Genomic DNA, 23392 nt, shown 5'->3' with positions numbered 1-23392 from the left:
TAGGGATATCCGGGGTGCTACGGTCCAGATTTCCACCGCGCATGGAGAATTCAGCGAAAGCATCGGCCACCGCCTCGTCCCCACGCAGAAGTCCTATCTTGTCGAAACTGGATCCAGGGAGCTGACGGTGCCAGCCGAGGTTATTGCTGATGGCGCGGTCCCGCAGATGAGCGGATGTGCCTTTGCTGGCCTGCCTGCCGCCCGCGTCGTCCAGTGCGTGCCCGTACTCGTGCAATGCCATCGCATATACGGGCCGCCGCAGCACGGTCGATGAGAACCGCCCGGTGTCCACTCCCAGGACCATCTGGGCGAAGAAGTCCTTCGCACGCTGGGCGTACCGATAGTTGAGGGTGATGTCCGCGGTATAGATCCTGTTCGTGTCACGGTCCAATTCCGACAAGGTGTCGGCGAGCGTTCCCGCCTTCCGCTCGCCGATCCCGACCGAGCGAATATCCGTCCGCGGGAAATCCCGGTACATATCGGTGATCGCGCGGGCAAACTCCCGCACCACTTCGGGATTCACATTGTCCAGATCGAACCCGAACACCCGAAAAGCCGGATTACCGGTGGCCGCCCCCATAACCTCCCGCAGCCGCTCCCCGACCTCGACCGGACTCAACTCCGACCACTCGTCCCGCCCTGGCACACCGAGCAGCTCAACATCGGAACGATCCACCGGTATCGCCACCGGGTCCTGGCGTCCCAGCCACCCGTCCACGACCCGAGCCAGCCGGCCCCGCGCTGTACCTTCCGAATTCAACTCCACGCCGGGATCGTCGAGAATCCCCGCGATCCGCCCGACCAGAGCTTCCCGGGTCCGCGCAGTCATTCCGTGGAAGTGCTTCCCCAGCACCTGCGAGCTCGTATCACCGCTGGTCAAGTCGGGAACCCGCCAACCGCCACGGCCGTCGGGCTCCACCATGATCGACAATGGAACCCGGCCGACCTCGAAGACCGCCATCCGATGATGTACGGGCGGCTCCTGATATCCCCACAACTCGATCTGCCGCTTCAGCAACCGATGCGCCACCGCCGCCGGATGCGGAGCATCCGGCAGGATTCCCTCCGCGTCCATCAGCCATCGAGCGTATCCGACGAAATCCTCTACCAGCCAATACTCACGCTGTTCGCGCCCGGGCTCGATCCTTCCCGGCTTCTCCTTCGTCCGGAAAGCATGCGACCCCAGCTGTGCCAGCCAGTCGCCGAATCCGAGACCGGTACGCCCCTCCGCACGGAATCCCAGATAGGCGACCAGCATCTGGTCGATCGCCTCGAGTGTGGTGAGATAGGTCGGTGGGGGCTCGGCCTCCGCAGCGGAACGATGGTCGCTCGGAATCAGGTCACCCCAGCGGGGGCCACCGCCTTCGGCGAACGAACGAACCACGTCCATGGCGAACTCGGCGTCCGCGATGCCGGTCTTGTCCAGATACCGGCGCAAGGCTTCGACCCCGGCATCGTGCGCGGCGTCTTCGCGGGTTTTCCCGGCCGGCGGTCCGGAACGCCGCATCTTGGAAAGCTTCCGGCGATAGGCGCCGGAGTATTCCCGCTCCACCGGAGTCTCCGGCACGAATCGGTCCAGCGCCTCACGCAATGTCCTCAGCCATCTGAGCTCGCCGCCGAGCCGGCGCGCGTGCTTCGCGTGGTTCGGAATCGCGCCCGCCACAGGATGCTCCGTCGTCGGCGGGCGGGGACTACTCGGGTCGATACCATGGGCCCGGTCCCACTCCGCACCGAAACGATCACTATGCGTGAGGCCGTCGAACAGCGGTCCGCGGGTGTCCAGTTGCTCCCGCACGGCACGGTATGCCGCACGATGTGCCGCAGCCACCAAATGCTCGTCGCCGACGCCCGCCCGCGACCAATCCCGATCGGCCTGTTCGGCCCGCTTGTAGGCGTGGTCGAACTCATCGAGATAGGTGGCTGCCAACGGATCCCACAGTTCCGGCTCCGGCCGGTCCGGATTCGGAATGCTGAGACTGCGGAAGGACAACGCGTAGGCGTCGGCGATCCGATCCAGCATCAAGTCGATCCACTCGCCGCGCGCCAAGGTCAGACGCTCCTGGAGCGGATCCACCTCCCGCATCAGATCGGCCATTCGCGCGGCCACAATCAGGTCGCGAGCCTGCTGCAACGCACTGTCGCCGGCGTCGAGAACCACTGTCCGGGTGATCGGGTCATAGCCTGCCGCGGCGCCGAGTGCCGCGGCGCGCCCCGCCAGCCGGCTCGCGCGCACCGTCGGATCCGCGCCGAATTCGTGCCGGAAGCCCGTGCGTCTCTTCACTTTAGAGACGAACTTCTCAGGGGAAAGAATCGATCCCGGAATTCTCATACTTCTCAGAGCACCGTTGATGCGGCCATCCGCGCCTATCCGGTCGGCCGTTCCTGCCAGGAATTCGTTGATCGGACGATGGGTTTCTTCCGGCAGTGAATGAACGCGACGAGCGCGGACAGGGGGCCGGACGGGGCGGACGGAAACCGAATCCTCGGAGACATACACCGTTCCGTCGGTACCCACCATCACCGGACCACCCGACATCGACTCGCCCGGTCGGAGAAACCCCTCCGGGTCCTCCGATACCACGTCGGTGAGGTCCTCCAGCGCCATGCCGCATTTACTGGTTTCCCGAAGCGCCCGGTTCAAGGCATGCCTCTCGAGAGCCCTGTCGAGCTCGGCCCGGAGATCCGCGGGCCGATCCCTTCCTTCCGGGGCCTCGGTGTAGGGACTCGGAAGGACGGGATCGGAACCCGGTAAATCCTTGATACGCCTGCCCACTCGCAGACTATCCTCGCCCCATCGCTCCCCATCACGCCGGGCTGCCCGATGCCGCCCGACCAGACGCACGACCTCCGCGGCGGCGTACCGAGTCGAGGGCACGTATTCGCGCCAGCCCTCCGGACTCCGAACTTTCTGCGCTACAAACCACTCCGCCTCAGCTTCGGCGCGCCGGCCGAGCCCTGTGGCCGGCTCGTCCCGATTGTCGAACAGCGGACTGCCGAGCAACGCCCGGACCCCGGCCTCTCGCGTGGACTCCACATCGGCCGTTGACCCGCTATCGGACGACGGGAGGTCGGCCTCGTCCACCGCATGCCAATAGGCCGCTGCCAACTCCCGCGACAGCACACGCTCGATCAAGTCGCCGGATCCGAGCGCAGTGCCGTATCCGGCCTCCGCCAGCGCCCGCAAGAATTCGACCTGACAGGCGAACGCCTCCGCTTCCGCCCGCACCCGCGACGTCGCGAAGTCGTCCATATCCATCGCACGGATGCGGCCCGGCAAGACCTCCACCCGGCCTTGGATGACACTCTCCGCCAAAACCGCCGCCCGCACGAGCGCCGCCGCCTGGGCGACCTGATCCCGGCCGGCGGTACCGACCACAACCTCCATCGTCCGCGGGTCGAAGCCGTCTCCGGGAACCGGCACCTGCGGATCACTGTCGAACCGGACCGACGCACCCGCCTCCAGCAGCACCGTCAACGCATGACGGCCCATTTCGGTGCGCGACAATATCGCCCGCACCTCGGCCGCCGCCGGATCCACCGGATAACCCGGCCACAACCGCCCAGCTTCACGAACGAGCTCGACCCCGTCGTCCGCCGGCAGTGCCGCGTCCCCCGCGGTGCCGTTGAACCGCGCGTCGGACGGAGCATCGGGGCTGTCGGATGTCAGCTTGCCGACTACGTTGCCGCGGTCGCCGGTATCGGACCCAACTTCCGGTACCGCGATCTCGGCCCGCCGACGGCCCAGAAACCGGACCAACCGCCCCCGCGGTTCGACGTTCGGACCGAACTTCACGGCAGGGTCATCGAGGATTTCAGCGATTCGCTGAGCCAGGCGTTCCGGCGTGGCCGCCGTCATCCAGTAGAAATAGAGCGCCAAGGTATCCGCACTGCCACCCTCATTGTTCCATTCCCGAATCCGCCAGCCGCCCTTGCCGTCAGGTTCCGCCTCGAGCGACAGGTAGCCTGCCGAGCCCGGCAGGCTCACCCTCCTGACATTCTCGGCCAGGGGCACGGCGGTCGTCGGCAGTGAGATCTGCCGCGTGAACAGCCGATGGGCGACAGCTGCCGGATGTGCCTCGTCCGGCGGTATTCCGTCGGTGCGGGCACGGTGATATCCGATTGCCACCAAATTGTCGCGCGGTGGGCCCGCGTGACGCAGAACTCCGGCGGCGTCGGGACCGCTCTTCGTGTGGAATGCCTTCGGCCCCAGACGTTTCAACCATTCGCCGAAAACTACGTCCGTATAGCCATTCGCGCGGTACCGCAGATAGCGATCGAACATGATGTCCATGGCTTCGAATCTGCTCGCAGCCCGCCGTGAGCCCTCCGCCTCCGCGGCGGAAATGCGCTCGGGCGCTTGGTCATCGGATTCCGGATCGACCGCGAAGTACCGGAGGTCGTGCGACTCGTCCCACAGCACATTCGACAGGTCCGGGTAGTCGGTGGCCAGGGCGCTCAGTGCCTCCACATGGCTACCCAGGAACGCCACAACCTCCAGCACCGGTCGCTGCCCCGGTACCGAAAGGCGTCGGACGTGATCGGACAACTGCTCTATCTCCGGCCCGAGACCTACCTGGGGATCCACTGCCGGATCTGCCACGTCGTCCCGTACCGGTTCCAGGGTTTCGCCGCCCACCGGACCGGCGACGGGATCCTCGGATTCTCCGCCCAGTCGATGGCGCGGGAAGTCGTACCCCGCGACCCCCACCGGGTAGTCGCCCACGATGATCGGATGCTCCGGTGTGTAGACGGGAGTGCCGTCCACATCGTCTTCGGACGCGAAGACGATCCCGTACAGCCGGCCCTCCGCAGGCGTCCACTTCTCCAGGGGAGTATCGGTCCGGATGCCCCTGTCGAGGGTGTGCACCCAGACATCGCCGTCGATCCCCCGGTGCAGGACGAACACATGGGCATCGGTATCGGCATCGACCGCCCCCGCGACCACGGCGCCGCCGGCGGCGCGGGCGCGCATCTCCGGGAGGCCGGCGAAACCGCCGAGATGCCAGTTCGCCCCGAGGTTCGCGGCGAATTCGACCGGGCCCGTCCCGTGTTCGCGGATATGGCGACCGGCGGCGGTGGTCCCGGATATCGAGGGTATCGACGGCGAGTCGGCACCCAGCAGCAGGGCGACGAACGCCGTGGCGTCCACCGCGCAGATCTTCGGAACCTCGTCCGCCCGGGGGCTCGGTACCGCACTACCATCACCGATGGCCGGGATGAGTGCTTCCGTCTGCAACGGTGTATCCGGAGTCGGGCGCTCCACGCCCTGACCGGAACGCAGACCGGGTAACCCGGGCGCCGAGGCGGATTCGCGGCCGCCCTCCAGTTCGGCAATGCCATCGGGACCATCCGAATCGGCCGGCTCGCCCATGATGCCCGCGGTGCCCGGAGTGGCCGCGACGCCGGAGGTTGCCGGGTGTTCGGCGATGCGGATCAGTTGGTCCAGTCCGGCAGCAATTTCGCGATCCAGGGTCGCGATCTCATCCCATCGATCGCTCTGCTGGTCCGTTGCGGCGAGAGCGTTGCGTTCCTCGGCAAGCCGCTCGAGGTCCCGCGCCTTCTCGTCCAAGCGATCGAGCCGCAACTGCGCAACCGCGTAGACATCGGCCGCCGCGGCGGCCTCGTCGAGCCGGGCCTCGTGCTCTTCGTCGAGATCGTCCAGGGCATCCTCTGCGCGAAGGTCGGCGAAGTCGGGTAACCGGCCGGGTTCGGGGTTGTCGGGATACCCGCGCAATTCCTTCCAGGCATTCTGGGAATGTTGTTTGGCTGCGGCCCAGCTCCGGCGGGCGGTCTCCAGTACCCCGGTGGCACGTTCGAAGGCCGCGTCGTCGAGGTTGTGCGGCCGCGGGTCGCCCGGCGTCGCGAGATGCTGCCGCAATTCCCGCAGTGCCGCGCCCAGGCCCGGCGGCTCGGGCCGGGCCGCGATGATCTGTTCGACGGCGGCCAGGCTCGCATCCATCAGTTCGGTGCGCTGTTCGAACATCAGATCCGCGGCTTCGGCACGGACGGCCAGTTTATGCAGCTCGACGGCCTGGAGATACGCCACGGCCGGATCACGGAACCGGCGCGGGCGTCCGGCGTCGAGATCCCTGCGCACGTCCCGCGCGGCGACCCGGGCCGTCAGCTCTTCGTCCGAGATCGCATGCTCGAGATAGACCGACATCTTTTCGCGATTCAGCTCGATCGCCTGCTCGAGGGCGGCCAGCCGGGCACCGGTCTGGCGCCGCGCATGGAGGTCGAGACCGAATACCTCCGGGTGAATGGGCCGGCCGGCCACCGTCCCGGGATCCGGTGGGCGACGGAGCTCCCCGCTCGCGGTGAACCAATCCCCGGCCTGCCTGTCCAGTTCCGCGGCCAGATCCTCGAGCATCTCCAGTTCCGAGCGGGTATCGAACCCGGCGGTGGAATGCGCCTGGGCGGTGTCGAGCGCCCGGCTCAGGGTGATCACCTGCTCAGCCCTGGTGCGCCACCGCTCGAGCTCCGCCACCGCAGTGCGCAGGTTGTCCAACGCAAAGAAAGCCAGCTGTTCGGGTGAGACGCCGTCGGGGTTGTCCGAGGCATCGCGGCGCAACTGGTCCATCCGTACCGGATCGCGCAGGTCGGCCTCGGAAACCTGGAGCTGCCGCGCGATTTCGGGGAGCAGTTCACCGTGGCGGCCGTCCCATTTTGCACGCCGCAACGACCCCAGTTCCGGGTTGGCGTCCAGATACGACTCCAGCTGGAAACCCAGCCCCAGCTGCTCGTGCAGGCCGGCGGTGAGGAGCTGGAACAATGCGGGTTTCGGAAAATCATCGGGCAGCGGCCGGGACCTGTCGACCAGGAACCGCAGTTCACTCGGCACTCCCGGGCCGCCGGCGCCGTCGTCGAGCACGTCGACCGCCCGCGCCTCCAGAATCTCCGACAGCTGGTCGTACAGCACGCCGATATCGGTGCCCGCCCAGAACACCACGGCAGGCGACGGCCCGTCGCCGGGATCGGCGGCGATCCGGCTGTAGTACTCCAGCGCACGGCTCGACGCCGCCGCAAAAACGGACGGATCCGCCGCGCCGGGTGACACATCGACGATGATCTTGTCCGCGCGTTCGATATCGCCGATCACCACCAGGTCGGTGCCGTCTCCGTGCAGGTCCAGCGAGAAAACCCGGACCGCCGAATCACCGGGCAGCCGCGCCGCGGCCCGGTCCAGCCGCCGCAACTCGTGCGCCCGCCCACCAGCCCGTTCCGGGTCGGCAGTCAGTTCCCGGTGCAGCAGTATCCGATTCGCCCGGTCGCGGAGGTCACCGGGTATACCGGTACGTCCGGCGATCAGGTCCGGTTCGGCCTCGGCGGCCAGCGCCAGACCCGGTACATGGGTGTGCCGCAGCGGCAACGCCGGCCCGGTCCCGCCGAGCAGGCGCCGAACTTCGGCTACCTGCGACAGCTCGTCGGCATTCAGGGGTGCCGGCTCGTAGCCGTCTGCCGTCCAGGGGTCGCCGATATCGGCTGGGCCGTCCTCCGGCTCCTCCGGCTTCTCGGCATACGAGGCGCCCCGCAAACTTTCCGCCGACGGAGGCAGGTCGCCGGGAGCGATACCGGCCGCCGCGTGGCGATCCGCCGAGATCGGCCGGATCCGGGCGCCGCCCTCCGGCATCGGAAGGCCGAACGTGTCGAATACCGCCCGATACAGCGCATCCACCGGATCGGCCGCCTCGAACACCGCCGGGTCCACCACCTGCAGACCGAATTTCTGCATCGCCCGCGCCAGCTCGTACAGCGAATGATGCGCCGGCACCAGGAAAGCCAGCACTGCACCCAGGTAGGCACTATCCGAAACCTCCGGCGGTTTCAACCACAGGAATCGCGATGCGAACCGGCCCGCCGTCCCCGAAATCGCCGATACCACCGGGAACCCCCGCTCGACCGCGGTCGAGCGGAACCATTCTCCGTCCCGGGCAATATCCACCGCAAGCGAGCCGACAGTCGCCCTGTCCGCCGGAAGCGGCACGGCATACTTGTTCGGATCCAGCCGCTGCGCCTCCTCCGGAGTGACCTCCCGATCCGCACAGTAGACCCGCACCAAGGCCACCACCGCGTTCCCGTTCGCATCCCGCACCCGGCGACCGGTCTGCTCGTCGAACTCGTAGAGCGGTAGCGCGAAACGGAACTTCTCGCCGCGGGCTTCGAATTCGGCGCGCAACGCATCCTCGAGCGCGTCCTCGTCGACCCGCCCGTCGGCAGTTCGCGGCAACTCCAGATCGCCCGGCTCCAGCCGAGTTACTTCGAGCGCGATCAAGGGGCCCGGGATCGCCGCGAACTCTCTGGACGACAACGGCATCCCCAGCAGCTGCCAATCCTGGACCGTCCATACCCGGCGTCTCTGCCACCGCTCACTGGGAATTCGTTCGTCCGCCTCGCTCAGCTCACGCTCCGCCAGGAATGGCAGATCCTCGTCGTTGCGCGCCGATTTGTGAGATTCGGAGACATCGAGCCATTCCACCGTTCCCAACGGATCTGCCCCGACGATCCGCGCGCGCAGCACACCCAGCGCCTCGATATCGAGTCCGAGCCGGGCAGCCGTCTCCACCCAGTCCGCCCGGTTCAGCAGCTCGGTCACACCGTCGTCGAACGTCGTTCCCGCCGGTGGATCGGTCTCCGCGCTGTACCACATCGCATTCTGCACGGCGCACATCAGTTCCCGGACATTGCCGGTCGCCACCAACTCGTCCAGTGACACCGACCGTGCCACCTGCCCGTGCCCCTTCGTTCCCCCGACCGCGTAGAACGCGTCCTCGACCCGCTCGATCTGTTCCGGCGTCCGGTCCGGCGCATGCATCTCGATCAGCACCGCACGCACGTGCTGCAGCACCGACACCGCGGCCTGCCTGACCTCCGGATCGTGAAACAGCACCCGCGCCAGTTCGACTTCTTCGCGTACCCGCCGTACCCGCCAGCCGGGCTCGCGAAGTCCGGCTTCCGGTGGCACCGGGTCGTCCGCCGACGGCGGCACCGCGTCGTCGGCGCCGACCACGAAATCCTCGGCGTCCCCTCTGGGCCGCCAGGTTTCGGGCTGTCGCCGAGGTGTTTCGACCCGGCCGTTCTGGTCCAGGAACGCCACCAGAACCCGATCTCCGGTCCCTTCGGCGGGCAGTGCGAAATCTCGTCCGGTGGCGGATTTCGCACCGGTAGGCGTCTGATCCGGGGCGGCCGCGGGCCCGTCGTACCGCGTGAAACGGATACCGTCCGGCCCGTCGGCCTGCCATTCCAGCAGATAGGTATGCCCCATCGGACCGCCCACGGTCGGGGTCAGTGTGGGATCGAATACCGACGCCAGACCTCGAAACCGGCCGGACCGCACCATATCCCGCAGCACCGGCGCGAGCTCGGCGAGCTCCGGAATCCACACCGCCCGCATCGGTTTTCCGTCCGGACCGGGCCCCAGCACCGGTTCCACCCGGCTCACCAGTGCGCCGCCGAGACCGACGGGCCCCAGATCGCCGAGATCGTCCCGTCCGGAGACCGCGGCGATATTGCCGAGCAGATGCCAGGCGCAGTGATCGATCTTCCGGACCGCGGCAGACTCGATGGTGTCCAGGGATACTCGGAGATTCGCAGGATCGAGACCCGCCGCAGGACGCGCCTCCGGCTGCTCGGTATCCGAGGCGTCCCGCGGACTTTCCGCCGACGGGGGAAGATCGTCGGGATCGCCACCGAGCCGAGCCTGCGCGCCGGCGGCGCGGTCCGGTCCGGTCGATACCGGGCCCTGCGGCACGGCGGCTGCCGGTGATGTTGAAGGTACGGTGTTCTCGGGGTGCGCGGCCGGGGACGGCTTCAGCGGCTGCCGGGCGGTGCGGACGCCCTCGAGCACCGGCCCGAGCGCGTGCGCCAAGGCCGCTTCTATCTCGGTCGTTCGCCCGGCGGCGCCGTCCCCGATGTCCGACCCGGTAACCAGGGCCTCGCGTGCCTGGAAGTACTGCGCTGCCAGGTCTTCCACCTGCCCGGCGAGCTCTGCCAGGGCGGTTTCGCGGGTGGCCAGGTGCTGCCGGGTTTCGGCGAGGTCGATCAGCAGATCGAGTCCAGCCGAAATGTGGGACCGATCGAATTCCTCGAGGTCAGGGGCCGGGCGATCCAGTCGCCCGCGTAGTTCCCGCAGGCGGTTCAGCTCGGTCGGCTCCTGGGTGAAGTCGTAGTCACCGAGTTCCCGTGCATCGTGCGCTATTTCACGTAATTCGCGTGCGCCGCGCGCTAATTTACGGAATTCCTGGTCCAGCACAGCCAGCTGAGCCCGGGTCCAGACCGTGGCACCGTGCAGTAGCGCGAGACCTTCGGCTCGTGCCGTGCCCGCCAGAAACGCCGCACCCGCGATCAGCTCACGGTCCAGCTGACGCAATCGGTCGGCTTCGGAATGCCCGGCGGCGGCCGGACGACTCAGCCGCTCGGCGAGCACCTCGACATGCTCCGGTGTGAGCAGTGCCGGCGGATAGCCGATCAGCTCACCGAGGTGCGCGGCCCAGAGGTCACGATCCCGGTGGAGTTCCCGCTGTCGCTCCGCGAGTGCGTCCACGTTCCGGTGTGTCCACCCGCCCGGCTGCAGGTCCGGCGGGGTCGCGAACTCCGCGAGCTGGCGCGCGAACTCCCGGGCGAGCCGCAGGGTTGCCGGGCCCAGCACCCGGCTCGGCGCGAAATCTCCGATTTGCCAGGTATATTTGCGTTCGGCGGCCCATTCCACGGTCTCGCGAGCCCGGCTCGCGAGTTCGTCGCGAAGCCGATCCACCTCGGGGGTCCGATCCGTCGAATCGTACCCACGCCGGGCTTCCGCCTCCGCCTCGAATATCCTCGTGGCGAGCGTCTCCAATTCGATGACACGGCGCATCAGACCGGCATCGTCGGCCAGTTGGCCCGCCCGGCCGCCCCAATATTCCATTTGCGCCTTGGCCACGGCGGTCAGCGCCTCGATCTTGTCCAGATCCGCCACGAATTCGGCTGTCCTCGTGGGATTCTCGTACTCGGACGCGGGTCCCGGCGTCGCGGCTGCGGCCAGGGCCGCGTCCCGGAGGAAGTTCAGTTCGAGTTCGAACGTCCGGCCGCCGTGACTACCGGTGCGCCCCACCGATTCCGGCTTGCGAACGAACGGACGAAACTCCTCCGGTCGGGGTCGTGTCGAAAGTTCGCGTGCCGGCGCGGCACTCGGTTCGCCGTCCGCCCGGATCACCACGGCGGGTTCGGAGAACCGGCGGGCGATCTCTACCCCGATCTCACGTCCGTCACCCCGATGCACGATCTCGAACCGGGGCTGCGGCAGCTCCGGCGACCGCAGCTCGCGCGCCGCGGCGACGGTGGCGATCCGGTGCACCACCGGATCGACGACAGATTCGGCGGCACCGGAACGCAGGACAACCGTGACAGCGGTCGGGCGCCCACCGGCATTGGTTTCGACGGTGAGTGCCGCCGCCGCGCGCACCGCACGCCGCGCCGCTGCCGCGTCGGCGACCCGGCCGGGCACGTAGGTGACCACCTGTTCGGCGGCGAGATCGGCTGCGACCCCGAGTTCGAGCACCAGCAGGCCGGGATACCCGGGCTGCGGGAAGGCCAGCAGACGCGCCCGGAAACCCGATTTGCGCATGAGCGGATCGGCGAGGTCGCGGACCAGGTCGCGGACAGTCAGCAATTCGGCGATGTGCGCATCGATTTCCGCGCGCCCGTCGGCGGCGAGAGACAATGCCCGGAGCTCGGCCAGCTGCCGGGTGAGGATGCGCCGATTGCACAGGTCGCGGGAGTCCACGGGCACGAAATCGGATTGCCCTGACACTGCGGGGAATTCGGTGTGGAGGGCGTCATAGAACTGCGTCGACGCACTGTCGAGGAACGTGACCGTCCGCCGGATCTGCTTCCGGACCTCGGCGGCATCGGTGGTGTCCGGGGACATCCACAAGTCCGCGAGTTCGAGACCCGCCGCGGCCAGCCCCTCGTCGATCAGCCGGCGACGAGCCCGGCTGCCTGCATCGTGGTCTCGTCCGGTCCACTCCCCGCCCAACCGATGCCGGGGGTAATTCTCGCCGGCGGCACCGGCAGGCTGTTCACCGTCGAGGGTCCGGTGCCGTGGCGTATAGGACACCACACCGTCCGGGCCCTCCTCGGTATCCAGCACGATCCCGTACAGCTCGCCCGGCGGCACAGTCCATTCGGCTACCGGCACATCGACGCGGACCCCGTTCTCGATGACGTGCACCCAAACCCGGCCGTCGGCCCAGCGATGTAGCACGAACGCGTGGGCACCGGAATCGGTATCGATCCCGCCCAGCACCACGGCACCCCCGGCGGCCAGGTCCCGCATCTCGTCGATATCGGCGAACCCGCCAGGGCTCCAATTCGCCCGGTATCGCGCGGCGATATCGCGGGGGTCGGTGCCGTTGTCACGGATATCGCGGCTCGCCGTGCTGGTGCCGAATACCGACGGCAGGGTCGGATCGGCGCGGTTCAGCAGCAGATCGATGAAGGACTGCGCGTCCACCGCGCAGATCTTCGGGAAGGCCACGGTGGGAGGCTCGAGGGCGGCACTACCGTCACCGATCGCCGGAACCTCACCGGTCGGTGGCGGTGGCGGTGCGGTCACGGCTATTCCGTCGGTGGGCCCCGCCGGTTGCGGTTCGGCACCACCCTGATCACCGGCCATCTCGAGGAGTTCGCCCAGCCCCTGATCCAAGGAGCGGTCGGCAGCGGCGCTCCGATCGCCGATATCGGCCAACGCGGTGACGGCCTCCGCCAGCCGGTGCGCGGCCAGGAAATCCCGGCCGGCGCGGAAACTTTTCAGGCGCGGTGCCAGTACGGCCAGTCGTTCCTTGGTGACCACATCGGGGAGCACGTCCGGTAGCACGGCGTGTACCTGCCGTTCCCGCTCGGCCAGCAGCCTGCCGGACAGCACCGCCAAGTCACCCGGACCGCGTGGCCCCGTGGACGGCACACCGGCCTCGGCGCACAGTTGCTCGACGACCGCCCGCTGCGCGGTCAGCGCGTCCCCGAGTTCTTCCCGGGTGCGCGCCCACGGCTCGAGCTCGGCGGCCCGCGCGTTCATCCGGAGGCGCAGGTCCCGGTACCGGCCGAACTCGTCGGCGGCCGCGATCAGCCTGTCGAACAGTTGGTTTCGTGTGTCATCGAGACCGTCCGGGCGGCGCAGTTCGCGTAGCACGGCAGGTTCGGACAATCGGCCCACCCGTTCGGCCTCGGCGGGATAAGCCCGTGCCAGTTCGGTCCAGGCGTCGAGGTAACGCTGTTTGGCCGCCACCCAGTGTTCCTGGATATCCCATTCCAGGCCGCGGAACCGGTCGAACCGGGGGGCGGAGGCGAGCCGCTCCGGTGGTTCCTGATTCGCGGACTCGGGATCGGGCATGCGCAGGTGCAGCCGCCGCAGCTGCGAACCCAGCACCGGGACCGGCGCCGAGTGCCGCGCCGTCGCTAACGCGACCGCCGCGGCCAGGCTCGCATCGATGAACTCGCCGAGTTGCTGAAGTTGCAGGTCCTTCGCGTCGACTCGGTCGGCCAGCGCGCGCAGGCGGGTCGTTTCCAAATAGTCGAGGGCGATCCTGATGTAGTGGTTGTCCGCCCCCGCATCGCCGGGGTCGGCCATGCCCTGCCGTAACAGCAGACGGAATCCGATCTGGAATTCCAGTTCCGCATCCGAATACGCTGCCGACTGTTCGTCCAGGTAGAAGGATAGCTGCGCCTTGGTCTCGGCCGCCTGGTAGTCGAGTGCGGCCAACTCCCCGCTGGTCCAGCGGCGAACACCCGGCCGTAAACCGAACGCTTCCGGGTAAATCGGTTCGCCGGCAACCATTCCGGGGTCCGGTATCCCGGAGTCGAGTTGCCGGGCACGGTGCGCCCACTCCCCCACCGAACCGTCGAGCCGCCGGGACAGCCCGGACAGCAGATCGAACTCCGCCCGGATATCGGTGCCGGTGACGAAATGTCCCCACGCCTGCCGGAGCGCACCGCCCAGCCCAGTCACCTGAGAGACCCGGGTGCCCCACTGATCGAACTCGACGAATGCCCGGTACACATTTCGCAGCGTCCTGAAAGCCTCTAGGTCAGGGGGCAGGACGGTCTCGCCGGAGATATCGGTGAGCCACTGTTTCTCCAGGAGCGGATCGTCGAGATCGGCCTCGGCGATATCGAACCGCTCGGCTACCTGTCGCAGCTCCCGCTGGTAGAGCTCCGCCCATTCCTGCCGCATCCGCACCATCCCGTCCGGGAATCCGTCGTACGGGATGTGGCCCGAGCCAGCAGCGATAGAGGCGGCATTCATGCGCTTTTCGAGGCCGACGGAAATCAACCGGACCAGGTGACCACCGGGATCCCACGGCAGCGGCGACAGCTTCTCGCGGGTGAACTCCCGGGGATCGAATCGAGGATGCTCGATTTCCGGGATATTCGGGCCACCGGCGCTCTCGGCATGGACCCGGCCGTCGAGAATCCCGGCCAGCTGTGCACGCCACACCTCGAGATCGGACCCCACCCAGAACAGCGTGGCGACCGGTTCGGTGCGACCGGGCCCGGCAAGCAACTTCTGGTGCTCACGCAGGGCCCGCCCGGCCATCGCCGTGAACGCCGCCGGGTCGGCCTGCGTGTGCCGAGTGACCACGCGGATCCGCGCCGCCTTCTCGATATCACCGAGCGCGACGATATCGGCGCCGTCCATCCCGTGGCCGGTCCGGTCCAGGGAGAGCACGGTGACCTCCGGAGCCCCGGGCAGCCCCTGTGCCACCCGGGTCAGCCGCCGCAGTTCGGTGCTCTTCTCGGCGGCGGCTTCGGGGAAGCGAACTTCCGGACCGGGGTTCGAGTCCCTCTGCAACAGCACAATATTTGCGAGATGACGAGTTTCGGCGGGCACACCGGGGAGGCCGGCGATCAGGGAAGGGTCGGTATCGGCGAGCTGCACGAGCACCCGCTGTCCGAAACGCTGCACCAGCTTCCGCACCGCATCGGTATCAGGGGCCGGGCCGAGTTGTTCGAACTCCACCCGGGCGCGCGCCACGGACGCCTGCGCGACCATATCGAGCGACCCGCCCGGTCGCCAGGTGGCCGCCCGCAGCGGATCCCCGATATCCGGATCACCGTCGATATGGTCGCCCATCCCGGGCAACAGGCCGACGGCCTCGACCGCGTCCACCGCCGCACGCCGGCCGACCAGCAGCACCCGCGGCCGTTGCCCGCCCCCGGGTTCGCCGAACTCCGTCATCTGCCGGACCAGACCCGCCCGCATGATCCGTTCGGCCGCATCGTCGGCATCGGCCCGCGCCCGTCCCGCGTCGACGCGGTAGCGGAGGTCGAGTGCGAGACGATCCTCCGACGGGGCGCCATCCAGCACGACGATCATCGCGACGGAGTCGTCCGGCTCGACGCTGCGCAGATATTCCCTTATATCACTGACGATTTCACTGTCTTCGGCACCGATGCCGACGCGCGATCGATACCAGATCACCGTCTCCGCGGATTCCGGTTCACCCAGTGCCCACGATATCTGCACCTGCCCCCGCGAGGTCCAGCCCGGCACCTGGAACGTATCCGGCCGGTACCGCGCGGCGAGGAACCGCGCCCCGGTGGCGAACCCGTGGTTCCGGGCGAGGATATCCAGCAGTCCGGTGACATTGCCGACCAATCCCTCGGCCCACCGAAGACGGTCCCGTTCCTCCCGGCGCTCCGGTCCAGCAGCCGACAGCTCATTGAAACTGTCCTGAAGCAACTTCCGTGCTGTCACCGCATCCAGACAGCCGATTTCGGCGAGCCTGCGGCCGATACCCGGATAGTGCCGCACCAGTTCGCCCACCTGATCGTGCTCCCCGGCCCACGACCAGAGCGCGGCCAGCGCGCCCCCGCGCTGCCGGGCAAGCCACGCGGGCGAGAGCGGGTCCCGCCCGGTCGGCTCGAGATCGGTGTCCAGACCTTGATGACGTGCCAGCACCGCCCGGACAACTCGGTGCACGTCCGGCGGACCGTCATTTCCGGAGCTCTCCGGAACGGCCTCATCGGCGCCGACCCGGAAGTCTCGGGTACGCAACGGGATATCGCCCGGGACCGGCACCGGACGCCCGTTCTCGTCGAGCAGCATCGCGTATACCGCATCGCCACTACCCCGAGCGGGCGGCTCGAACGGGCGCCCGGGGCTGCGACCGTTCTCTCCGACCAGCCCATCGAAGCGCAGCATATGCTCGGTCCCCCGAGGGGTGACCCGCAATTCGATCAGATATGTGTGGCCCAGGTCCCCGGCGGTGGTGGGCGTGAGGGTCGGATCGAACACGGCGAGCCCGACGTGCCGAACCCGGCGATCGCCGGCGGCCACCGCGAAGAACCGCAGCAACTCCACCGCATCGGCCAGCTCGGCGAACCGGGTCGCTACCACCGCCGGATCGCCAACTGCCGCTTCCAGCCGGCTGACGAACACACCGTCGAGATCACCGGAGGGTCCGAGGTCACCCATATCGCCCCGGCCGAAGACCGCCGCGATATTGGCCAGCAGGTGCGCACCGCAGCGATCGGGTCCGGGCAACGATTCGGGACCGGAAGAATTGGTCGGGTCGGCGGAATCCGCACGAGCGGTGTCCCGCTCGGCCGAGCCCGGATCGGTTTGCCCTGTGACAGGTCCGGCGCCGACCGCGGGGTCGTCGGTGTCGGACGGGGTGAAAGGCAGGACGGCATCGGTGACACCGGGGGGCAGAGCGGCGAATATCGCCCGGGTGGAGGTGGGTTCGAGGAGGTTGTCCAGGTCCAGTTCGGCGATACCCAGGTTGCGGTGCACGACGTCGTACTCGTCGGCCAACCCTTCGAGTTTCTTCAGTTCCTGGGCGACCGGGAGGAAACCCTCCGGAATCTCGCCGGTCCCCCGCTCGATTTCATGGAGCCCCGCATCACCGCTGTCCGCGTCCCCGAGGCCGAGGCGGTGTTCATGGAACCACCCTTGCCAGATATTCTCCACCCACGTCCGCACCGCAGCGGTATCCACGCGCGGCATGATCGTGTCATTCAAGTCGCGCACACGCATTTCCGTGATTTCCGGATGCGCCAAGAGCAGTAGCGAATGCCCCGATCCCAACAGCGCACCGGTCAGGACGTTCAGGCGTTCGATCGCGGCACGCCGATCGGTGACGAGCACGGCCAACCGTTCCACCGTATCCGACAGCCGGGTGCGGAGATCCTCGTCGGCCTGTTGCGTTTCGGGTGCACGACCGGGGGCGCCCGGCAGATCCGCAAGACGGACGAGCGCGTCCGCGTGCTGTATCGCGTTGTCCAGCGCCGAGTAGCCGGCCAGCCAGTTCTGCACCCGCTGTACAGGGGGTCCGAGGGCGGTAGGTTTGTGTGGAGACTGCTGTGGGAGCTTACTCTGGCGGATAGCAAGATCTCGTTCGCGGTTAAGCTGCGCTCCGACCTCCCTCAGCCGGGCGAAATGGTTCGCGACGACCGGTTGCGTGTCACGGATGTCCGTGGCGAGGAGATCTATTGCGAGGCATGCGGTTGCCCGGCGCTCACTCACTTCCAAGAGGTCCGCGGCGCTGTCGATCAGCAGTTTCCGCGAGGCCATGTCGTCAGCGATCGTTTCGCTGTCGACAGCTCTTTCGTTGCCTTCGCCGACAGTGCTTTCGTCGACACGTGACGCACCGGACAGAGCGGCGTACTTCTCCTCCAGGTCTGACAATTCCGAGTTGATTCGCACCGAAGCAGACCGGCCCGCCAGGAGCACGATCTCCTCGGGGGTGCGCATAGGCACATCGTGCTCTGCCCACGCAGACCTGAATTGGTACTCGGCTGCCGTAACCTCGTTGGTGATATCGACGAACTCTCGAACGGTGGCGTCGAACTCCTCGACCCGGGCGAGCACATCCACGTACCCGGACATATCTGCTCCGTGCCCTGCATATTCCACATGCACAGCGATGCCGAGCGCGTCGATGGCACGGTTCCAGCCGTCGAGCTGTTCGATGTCATGGACGCACCCGGCGACGGCGTCCAGTAGCGCGAAACGCCGTATCGCATCCTCCAACTCCGGCGGACAGTTCTTCCATGACCACAAATCACCGAGTGCCTGTCGCAGGTCCGTCGATTGCGGGGGTGAGTCCGGGATCTCCAGGTCACGGCCGTATTTCGCCAATTCCGGTATTCGGTGGATGGTGTCGTTGATGTCCCGGCGCAACTGGTCCCGGTAGGCGAAGGCGCGCGCGCGATCCGGCGAATCGGGTTTCAGCACCTCATCAGCGGAGAGCTGAGCGAATTCGAGGGCCGTAGTCGTTACATCGTCGTCGTCCTGTTCGGTTCGCGCCAGGTACCGACGCAGATCCGCCACCAACACTTCACGCCGGTTCGCCCAGCGCAACCGCTGCTGGGCCAGCTCGGGAGCATGAGCGGCAAGGCCGGCCCGATCCAGATCGTCGCCCCCGGCACCGACCGGGAAATCCTCGTGGTCCAGCCGCGTCCGCGAGAACCCCCGCCGCCCCGGCGGCGACTGGACCTGCCCGCCGGCATCGAGGAACATCACGAACACCGGACCACCGAATCCGGCGGTGGGAAGTGCGAAATCAACTCCGGGGCCGTCCGATCCGGTCTCCACCGACCCGGTTTCCGCATCGGCTCGCAGCTGATCGTCGTAGCGGCGGAACCTGGGTTCACCCTGCGCGTCGACCGACCATTCGAGCAGATAGGTATGCCCCAGCTCCTCGGGTGCGGCCGAGGTCACGATGGGGTCGAACACCGCCACCCCGCCCCGTTCCTGCCCCGCAGCCACCAACCGGCCCACCCCGATCGCGAGCTCGGCGAGATCGGGGATTCGCACCGAACGACCCGCGGCACCCACCGGTTCCGCCCCCTGATCACCGGCGAGTGCCTGCTCCAGCCGACCGACCAGCACACCGCTCAGATCACCGGCACCCTCCAGTTCCCCCAGATCGTCCCGGTCGAACACCCGCGCGACATTGCCCAGCATCCGCTCGCCACAACGATTCGGCCCCCACCCCGCATCCTCGGTATCGGGACGCCGATGCGGAGCGACCGCATCACCGGCATCGGGAACGAGATCGTCCAGCACCGTCCAGGCGGAATCGGGCCCGAGGAGACGGTCCAGTTGCCGTTCGACCAGACCGAGATCCTGGATCACCCGGTCCAGCTCGCCGGCCCGCTTATCGAGGTCGAGCAATATCCGCTCGACCCGATCATCCCGGCCGGCCGCCTCGACCCCGGCTACCACGTAGTCGTCGTCGAGCCGGGCGAGTTGCTCCGCTACCCGCTGCTCACGGATACCGGCCACCACCGCACGCAGTCGCTGGGGTGACAACGGCAGTGCCACAGCACCGGACAGCTCATCTCCGTAGTCCGCCGCGAGCCCGGTGTCCCGGTCGAATTCGGTCGCGTGGACGAGCTGTTCCAGTTGGCTGCACAGCCGCCGCACCTCGGCGGTCGAGCGCTCGTGGTAGTCGATCATATCGGTCAGCCAGCTCGTCTGCCCCGACAGCCGATCGACCCGCCACTGCCAATACATCCGTTCGATCGCACGCGTCCCGCCCGGATCGTCACTACCGGCCCGCTTCGCGAACTCCAGTTCGGTCCACGCGTGCCGGATGGCCCGGTCCAACGCCTCGATTCCGGTGAGCCACATCCGGCGCCGCCGGTCGGACGGAATATTGTCGGTGGGTTGGTAATAGTCGATGGACGGCGGATCCGCTTCGCGCACCACGTGTGCGGCCGCCCGCTCCAGCGCCCCGTTCTGCGGCAACCCGGCTTCGACCGAACTCCGGATACCGGCGAGCACGTCCAGTTCGAAACGACCCGCTTCGAGCGCAACAGTCTTCTCGTGAAAGTTGGCGGCATTGCGTAACAACCCGTTCAGCGAACCGAGACGCGCCACTACCTCCGACCGGATCGGATGACCGTACTCCAGCGCATCCGCCTGCCGCCCGAGTTCCTCGGCTTCCTGCCGCAAACGCACCGCCGTCGCCGGGCCGAGCAGTGGATGACGGCTGCGGGAATCCAGTATGCGCAACGACAGGTCCGCTGCCGCCGCCACCTGGTCCAGCGGCCGTCCTGCTTGCTGCAATTCCGAGGTAGCAGTGGCCACTTCGGCGGCCCGCGCAGCGAATTCCCGGGCGTGGGCGTGTAATTCCGCGGAGGACCGGTCACCTGTGCCCGGATGGACGAATTCGCGGTGCATAGCGGAATCCAACGCATCGATCGCACCGATCCAGGTGGTGTACTGCCCGATTTCGCGGAGCTGCACAACGATATCGTGCAATTCCGCGAATCTCCGCAGCAGCGGGGTGAGTACTTCGGGTCGGCCCGGCATCGACCACAGATCGCCGATAACCTGCACAATCCTGGTTGAATCCGACAAGGATTCCGGAATGGCCACGGTGGTCGCCCCGAATACCCCCGCGGGCAGGTCGGCGGCAATCCGGTTGATCTCCGCACGCAACCGGTCGTATTCGTCGTCCAGATACCCGCGGATCCGTGGATCCGGATCGTTCAGCGCGTCGGTGATCGTCTCGCCGAGAAGGCGGCGGACCTCCTCGGGGATGAAATCGTTTTCACGATCGGCATTCAGTTGCAGGCGCACACGCCTTTCCAGATCGACCTTATCGATCCGCCACCGAATCCGTTGCCGCGCCAGCTCCGGGACAACCGCCGCAACGCCGACCTTGTCCAGATCACCCCACGGCACCGAGGTTTCCGGCGCCGGTATCGGCCCGCCACCGACCGCACCGGAATCCGATAGGGCAGGCCGCTGCTCTGCCACCGGCGGAGCGACCCACGGCGTACCGGAGTGACCCGGTCGTCTCCCCGGAGCCGAATCACCGGAGGCCGGAGCTTCCGGAGCGACGGACTCCGGCAGATAGGGTGCCGTTCCGTCACCCCCACGATCCGGCGCCCCCGGCCGTGGCCGCACACCATCCGTGGTGGCCGGGCCCGGCCCCATCGGGGAACCGTCGCCGCGAATCCGGGAGACGAAGGTCCGTTCGACAGCGCTCCAATTGGCGAAGTCGAACGGTGCCGGCCCGTCCGACACCCCGTCCTCGACCATCACGGTATCCCCGTCGAGGTACAGCACATAGGCGCGCGCGTTCACCCCGTGCGCGTCGGAACTCTCGGATTCTTCGACCACCACCAGCGTGCCGCCGGGCCCGAGTTCCTCCAGCGATTCCCGCATCCGGCGCGGGACGGACGCCGCCTTCCACTCCTCCCCCTGGATGCCGCGGCGCTCGCCGGCCAACCACTCCAGCCGCTCCTTCTCCCGGGCTCCCCGCTCCCGGTAGTCCTTGGCGTCCCGCGCCGCCGCGGCCAGTTCCGCCGTGCGTTCCCGCTTCCGGTCGGAGAGCTTCTGTGCGATTCGTTCGCCCAGTATCCCGGCGTAGGCTTTCCGGCGGCCGGTATCGGACATACTCTGCGTATCGATTCCGCGCAGGCGCGCGGCAGCCGCCAGCGGCGCCGCGATCTCCAGGCCGGGATCGCTCCCTTTCTTCAGCCCCGCCCGCGCCCGGCGCAACCGTTCGACCTCGGCGCCGACTTCTTCATCGCGCTGTTGTGTCTGCTTCTTCGCCGCCCGGGCCATACTGTGGCCGATACCGGCCAACCGGCGCTCCTCGTCCCGGGCCAGCAGCTCGAGCCGCAACGATTCCTGCCGGGGAGTGGCGCCGCGCTCGGTTCCGGCCCAGACGAAGTTCCCGCCGAATTTCTCCTCCAGCTCCCGCATATCTATACCGGACTCGTCCACCGAGTCCATCGGCTCGATACCCACCCCGGGATGCCGCGCGGCGATCGTATTCACCAGCGCCGCGATTCCGCCCACCGATTCGCGGCCGCCGGAACCCGGCACCGCGCCGGTATCGGCTGCCGGGACCCCGGCACCGGGCTCACCCGCACCGAGATCCACCGGAGCGCCCGCGCCGGTATCCTCGCCGGAATTGACTGTCTCCGAAGCGGGTTCAGCCGGCGCCTGCTCCCATCGGTCGCCGGGACCCGCTCCGGCGGCCGTATTTTCCGCCGCTACCCCGCGCCCGGCGCCATCCACCGCACCGGGTCCGGTTGTGCCCGGCCGTGAACCCGGTTCACCCGCCGCCACATCGTCCCGCACACCGGTATCGGGCGCCCCCGTAACCGACCGCTCCCCTTCCGGGCCGGACCGGCGTCCACCGCCGTGATCGGCCTCGGACCCCTCCCGGCCCGCGACAATATTCGTTTCGCCGGCACCGTCCACGGCACCCGCACCCCGCGGCGCCCCGCCCTCGTTCGCGCTTGATGCTCCCCTGCCCCCGGTCTCCGGGCCGGCAGGCGACCCGGACACCCGCGCGGCGGACGTTCCCCGCCCGTCCGCACCAGCGGACTCACCGGCCCCACCGGCCGCCCCGGACTTCCCCGCCGGTCCCTCCCCCGTACTCGGAGCGTCTCGCCGCCCCTGGTTCCCGACCCGTACGTGCCGATAGTCGTCGGCGGTAATCGGTTTACCGGAATAGTCGGAACCACCCTGCCAGCCGTACACCATACTGGGCAGGGCGCCGTTGACCACACCGCTGGTGAACGTTCGCGGGTCCACGTTCCAGTTGCCGGTGATCCCCCCCTGGACCGCCCAGGCCGCGGTCGCACCGACCAGCCCCGCCCCCGACCCGACCAGCGCGCCACCGAAGGCCCCACCCACTTTATCCGCCCCCAGCGGCAACCGGGAGACCCCCCGGTGCAGCACATTACCGCCGATACCGCCCGCCGAGCCGCCCGCGAACGACGCCGCCGCGTTCGTGCCGAAATTTTTCCAGTCGTAGCCTTTCCGGTAACCCTTCTCGATCAATTTCTGTTGAACGTAGATTTCCTGGGTGGTGCCCTGCACCACCTCGATGAGTCCTTCCTGGAACGCTTCGTAGAGCAGCCGTGAACCGGTTGTCCGCAGCACCACGTCGATCCCGGCCCGCGCGAGATTCCGGCGAATCCACGCCGAAAACCGCAAGCCGATCATCCGGAAGAGATACCGGGTCGCCGCGATAGCCCAGGCCTGCGCCCACGGCGCCCCCGGCCCCAGCATGATCGCGTAGGCCAGTTCCGCCCCCAGCCAGTAGATCCCGATCCACCCGTTGAGCTTCGCGGTGACGACTTCACCCGCGAACTCGTGGATAGTCTCGGCCAGCCGACCGATTTCCTCCGCGGTACTCTCGACATCCGCGCGTACCCGACGCAGCTCGGCGCGAATCGCCTCACCACCCTTGCCCTGCGGATACGCCGCCTCCACCCGCGCGATCGCCGCATCGATCCGCGGCAACTCCTCCTCGGCGAGCTGCCGCTTCAGCTCGGCGAAACCCTCCCGCATCAGCGCGCCGACATCCTCGTCCGCGAGCGGGATCTCACCGATCGCCCAGCCGAGCACCCCTGCCCATTCCTCGGGTATCGAAGGAATAGCCAT

Annotated in this window: 1 protein-coding gene (running past one end of the window); it reads right to left on the bottom strand. The window is 68.0% G+C overall.

Going from position 1 to position 23392, the window contains the following annotated elements; all coding sequences use genetic code 11:
* A protein-coding gene (locus ACIA75_RS16775) for a glycosyltransferase (RefSeq protein WP_397104668.1) crosses the window boundary here: on the bottom strand, positions 1-23392 show its 5' portion. The gene continues 12836 nt to the left of window position 1, outside the view; the window shows 23392 of its 36228 coding nt (coding positions 1-23392); its start codon is at positions 23390-23392; the stop codon falls past the left edge of the window.

Source organism: Nocardia sp. NPDC051750, assembly GCF_044453135.1.
GTDB lineage: Bacteria > Actinomycetota > Actinomycetes > Mycobacteriales > Mycobacteriaceae > Nocardia.
The sequence above is the reverse complement of the archived record's forward strand: the minus strand, read 5'-3'. Positions and strand labels throughout refer to the sequence as shown.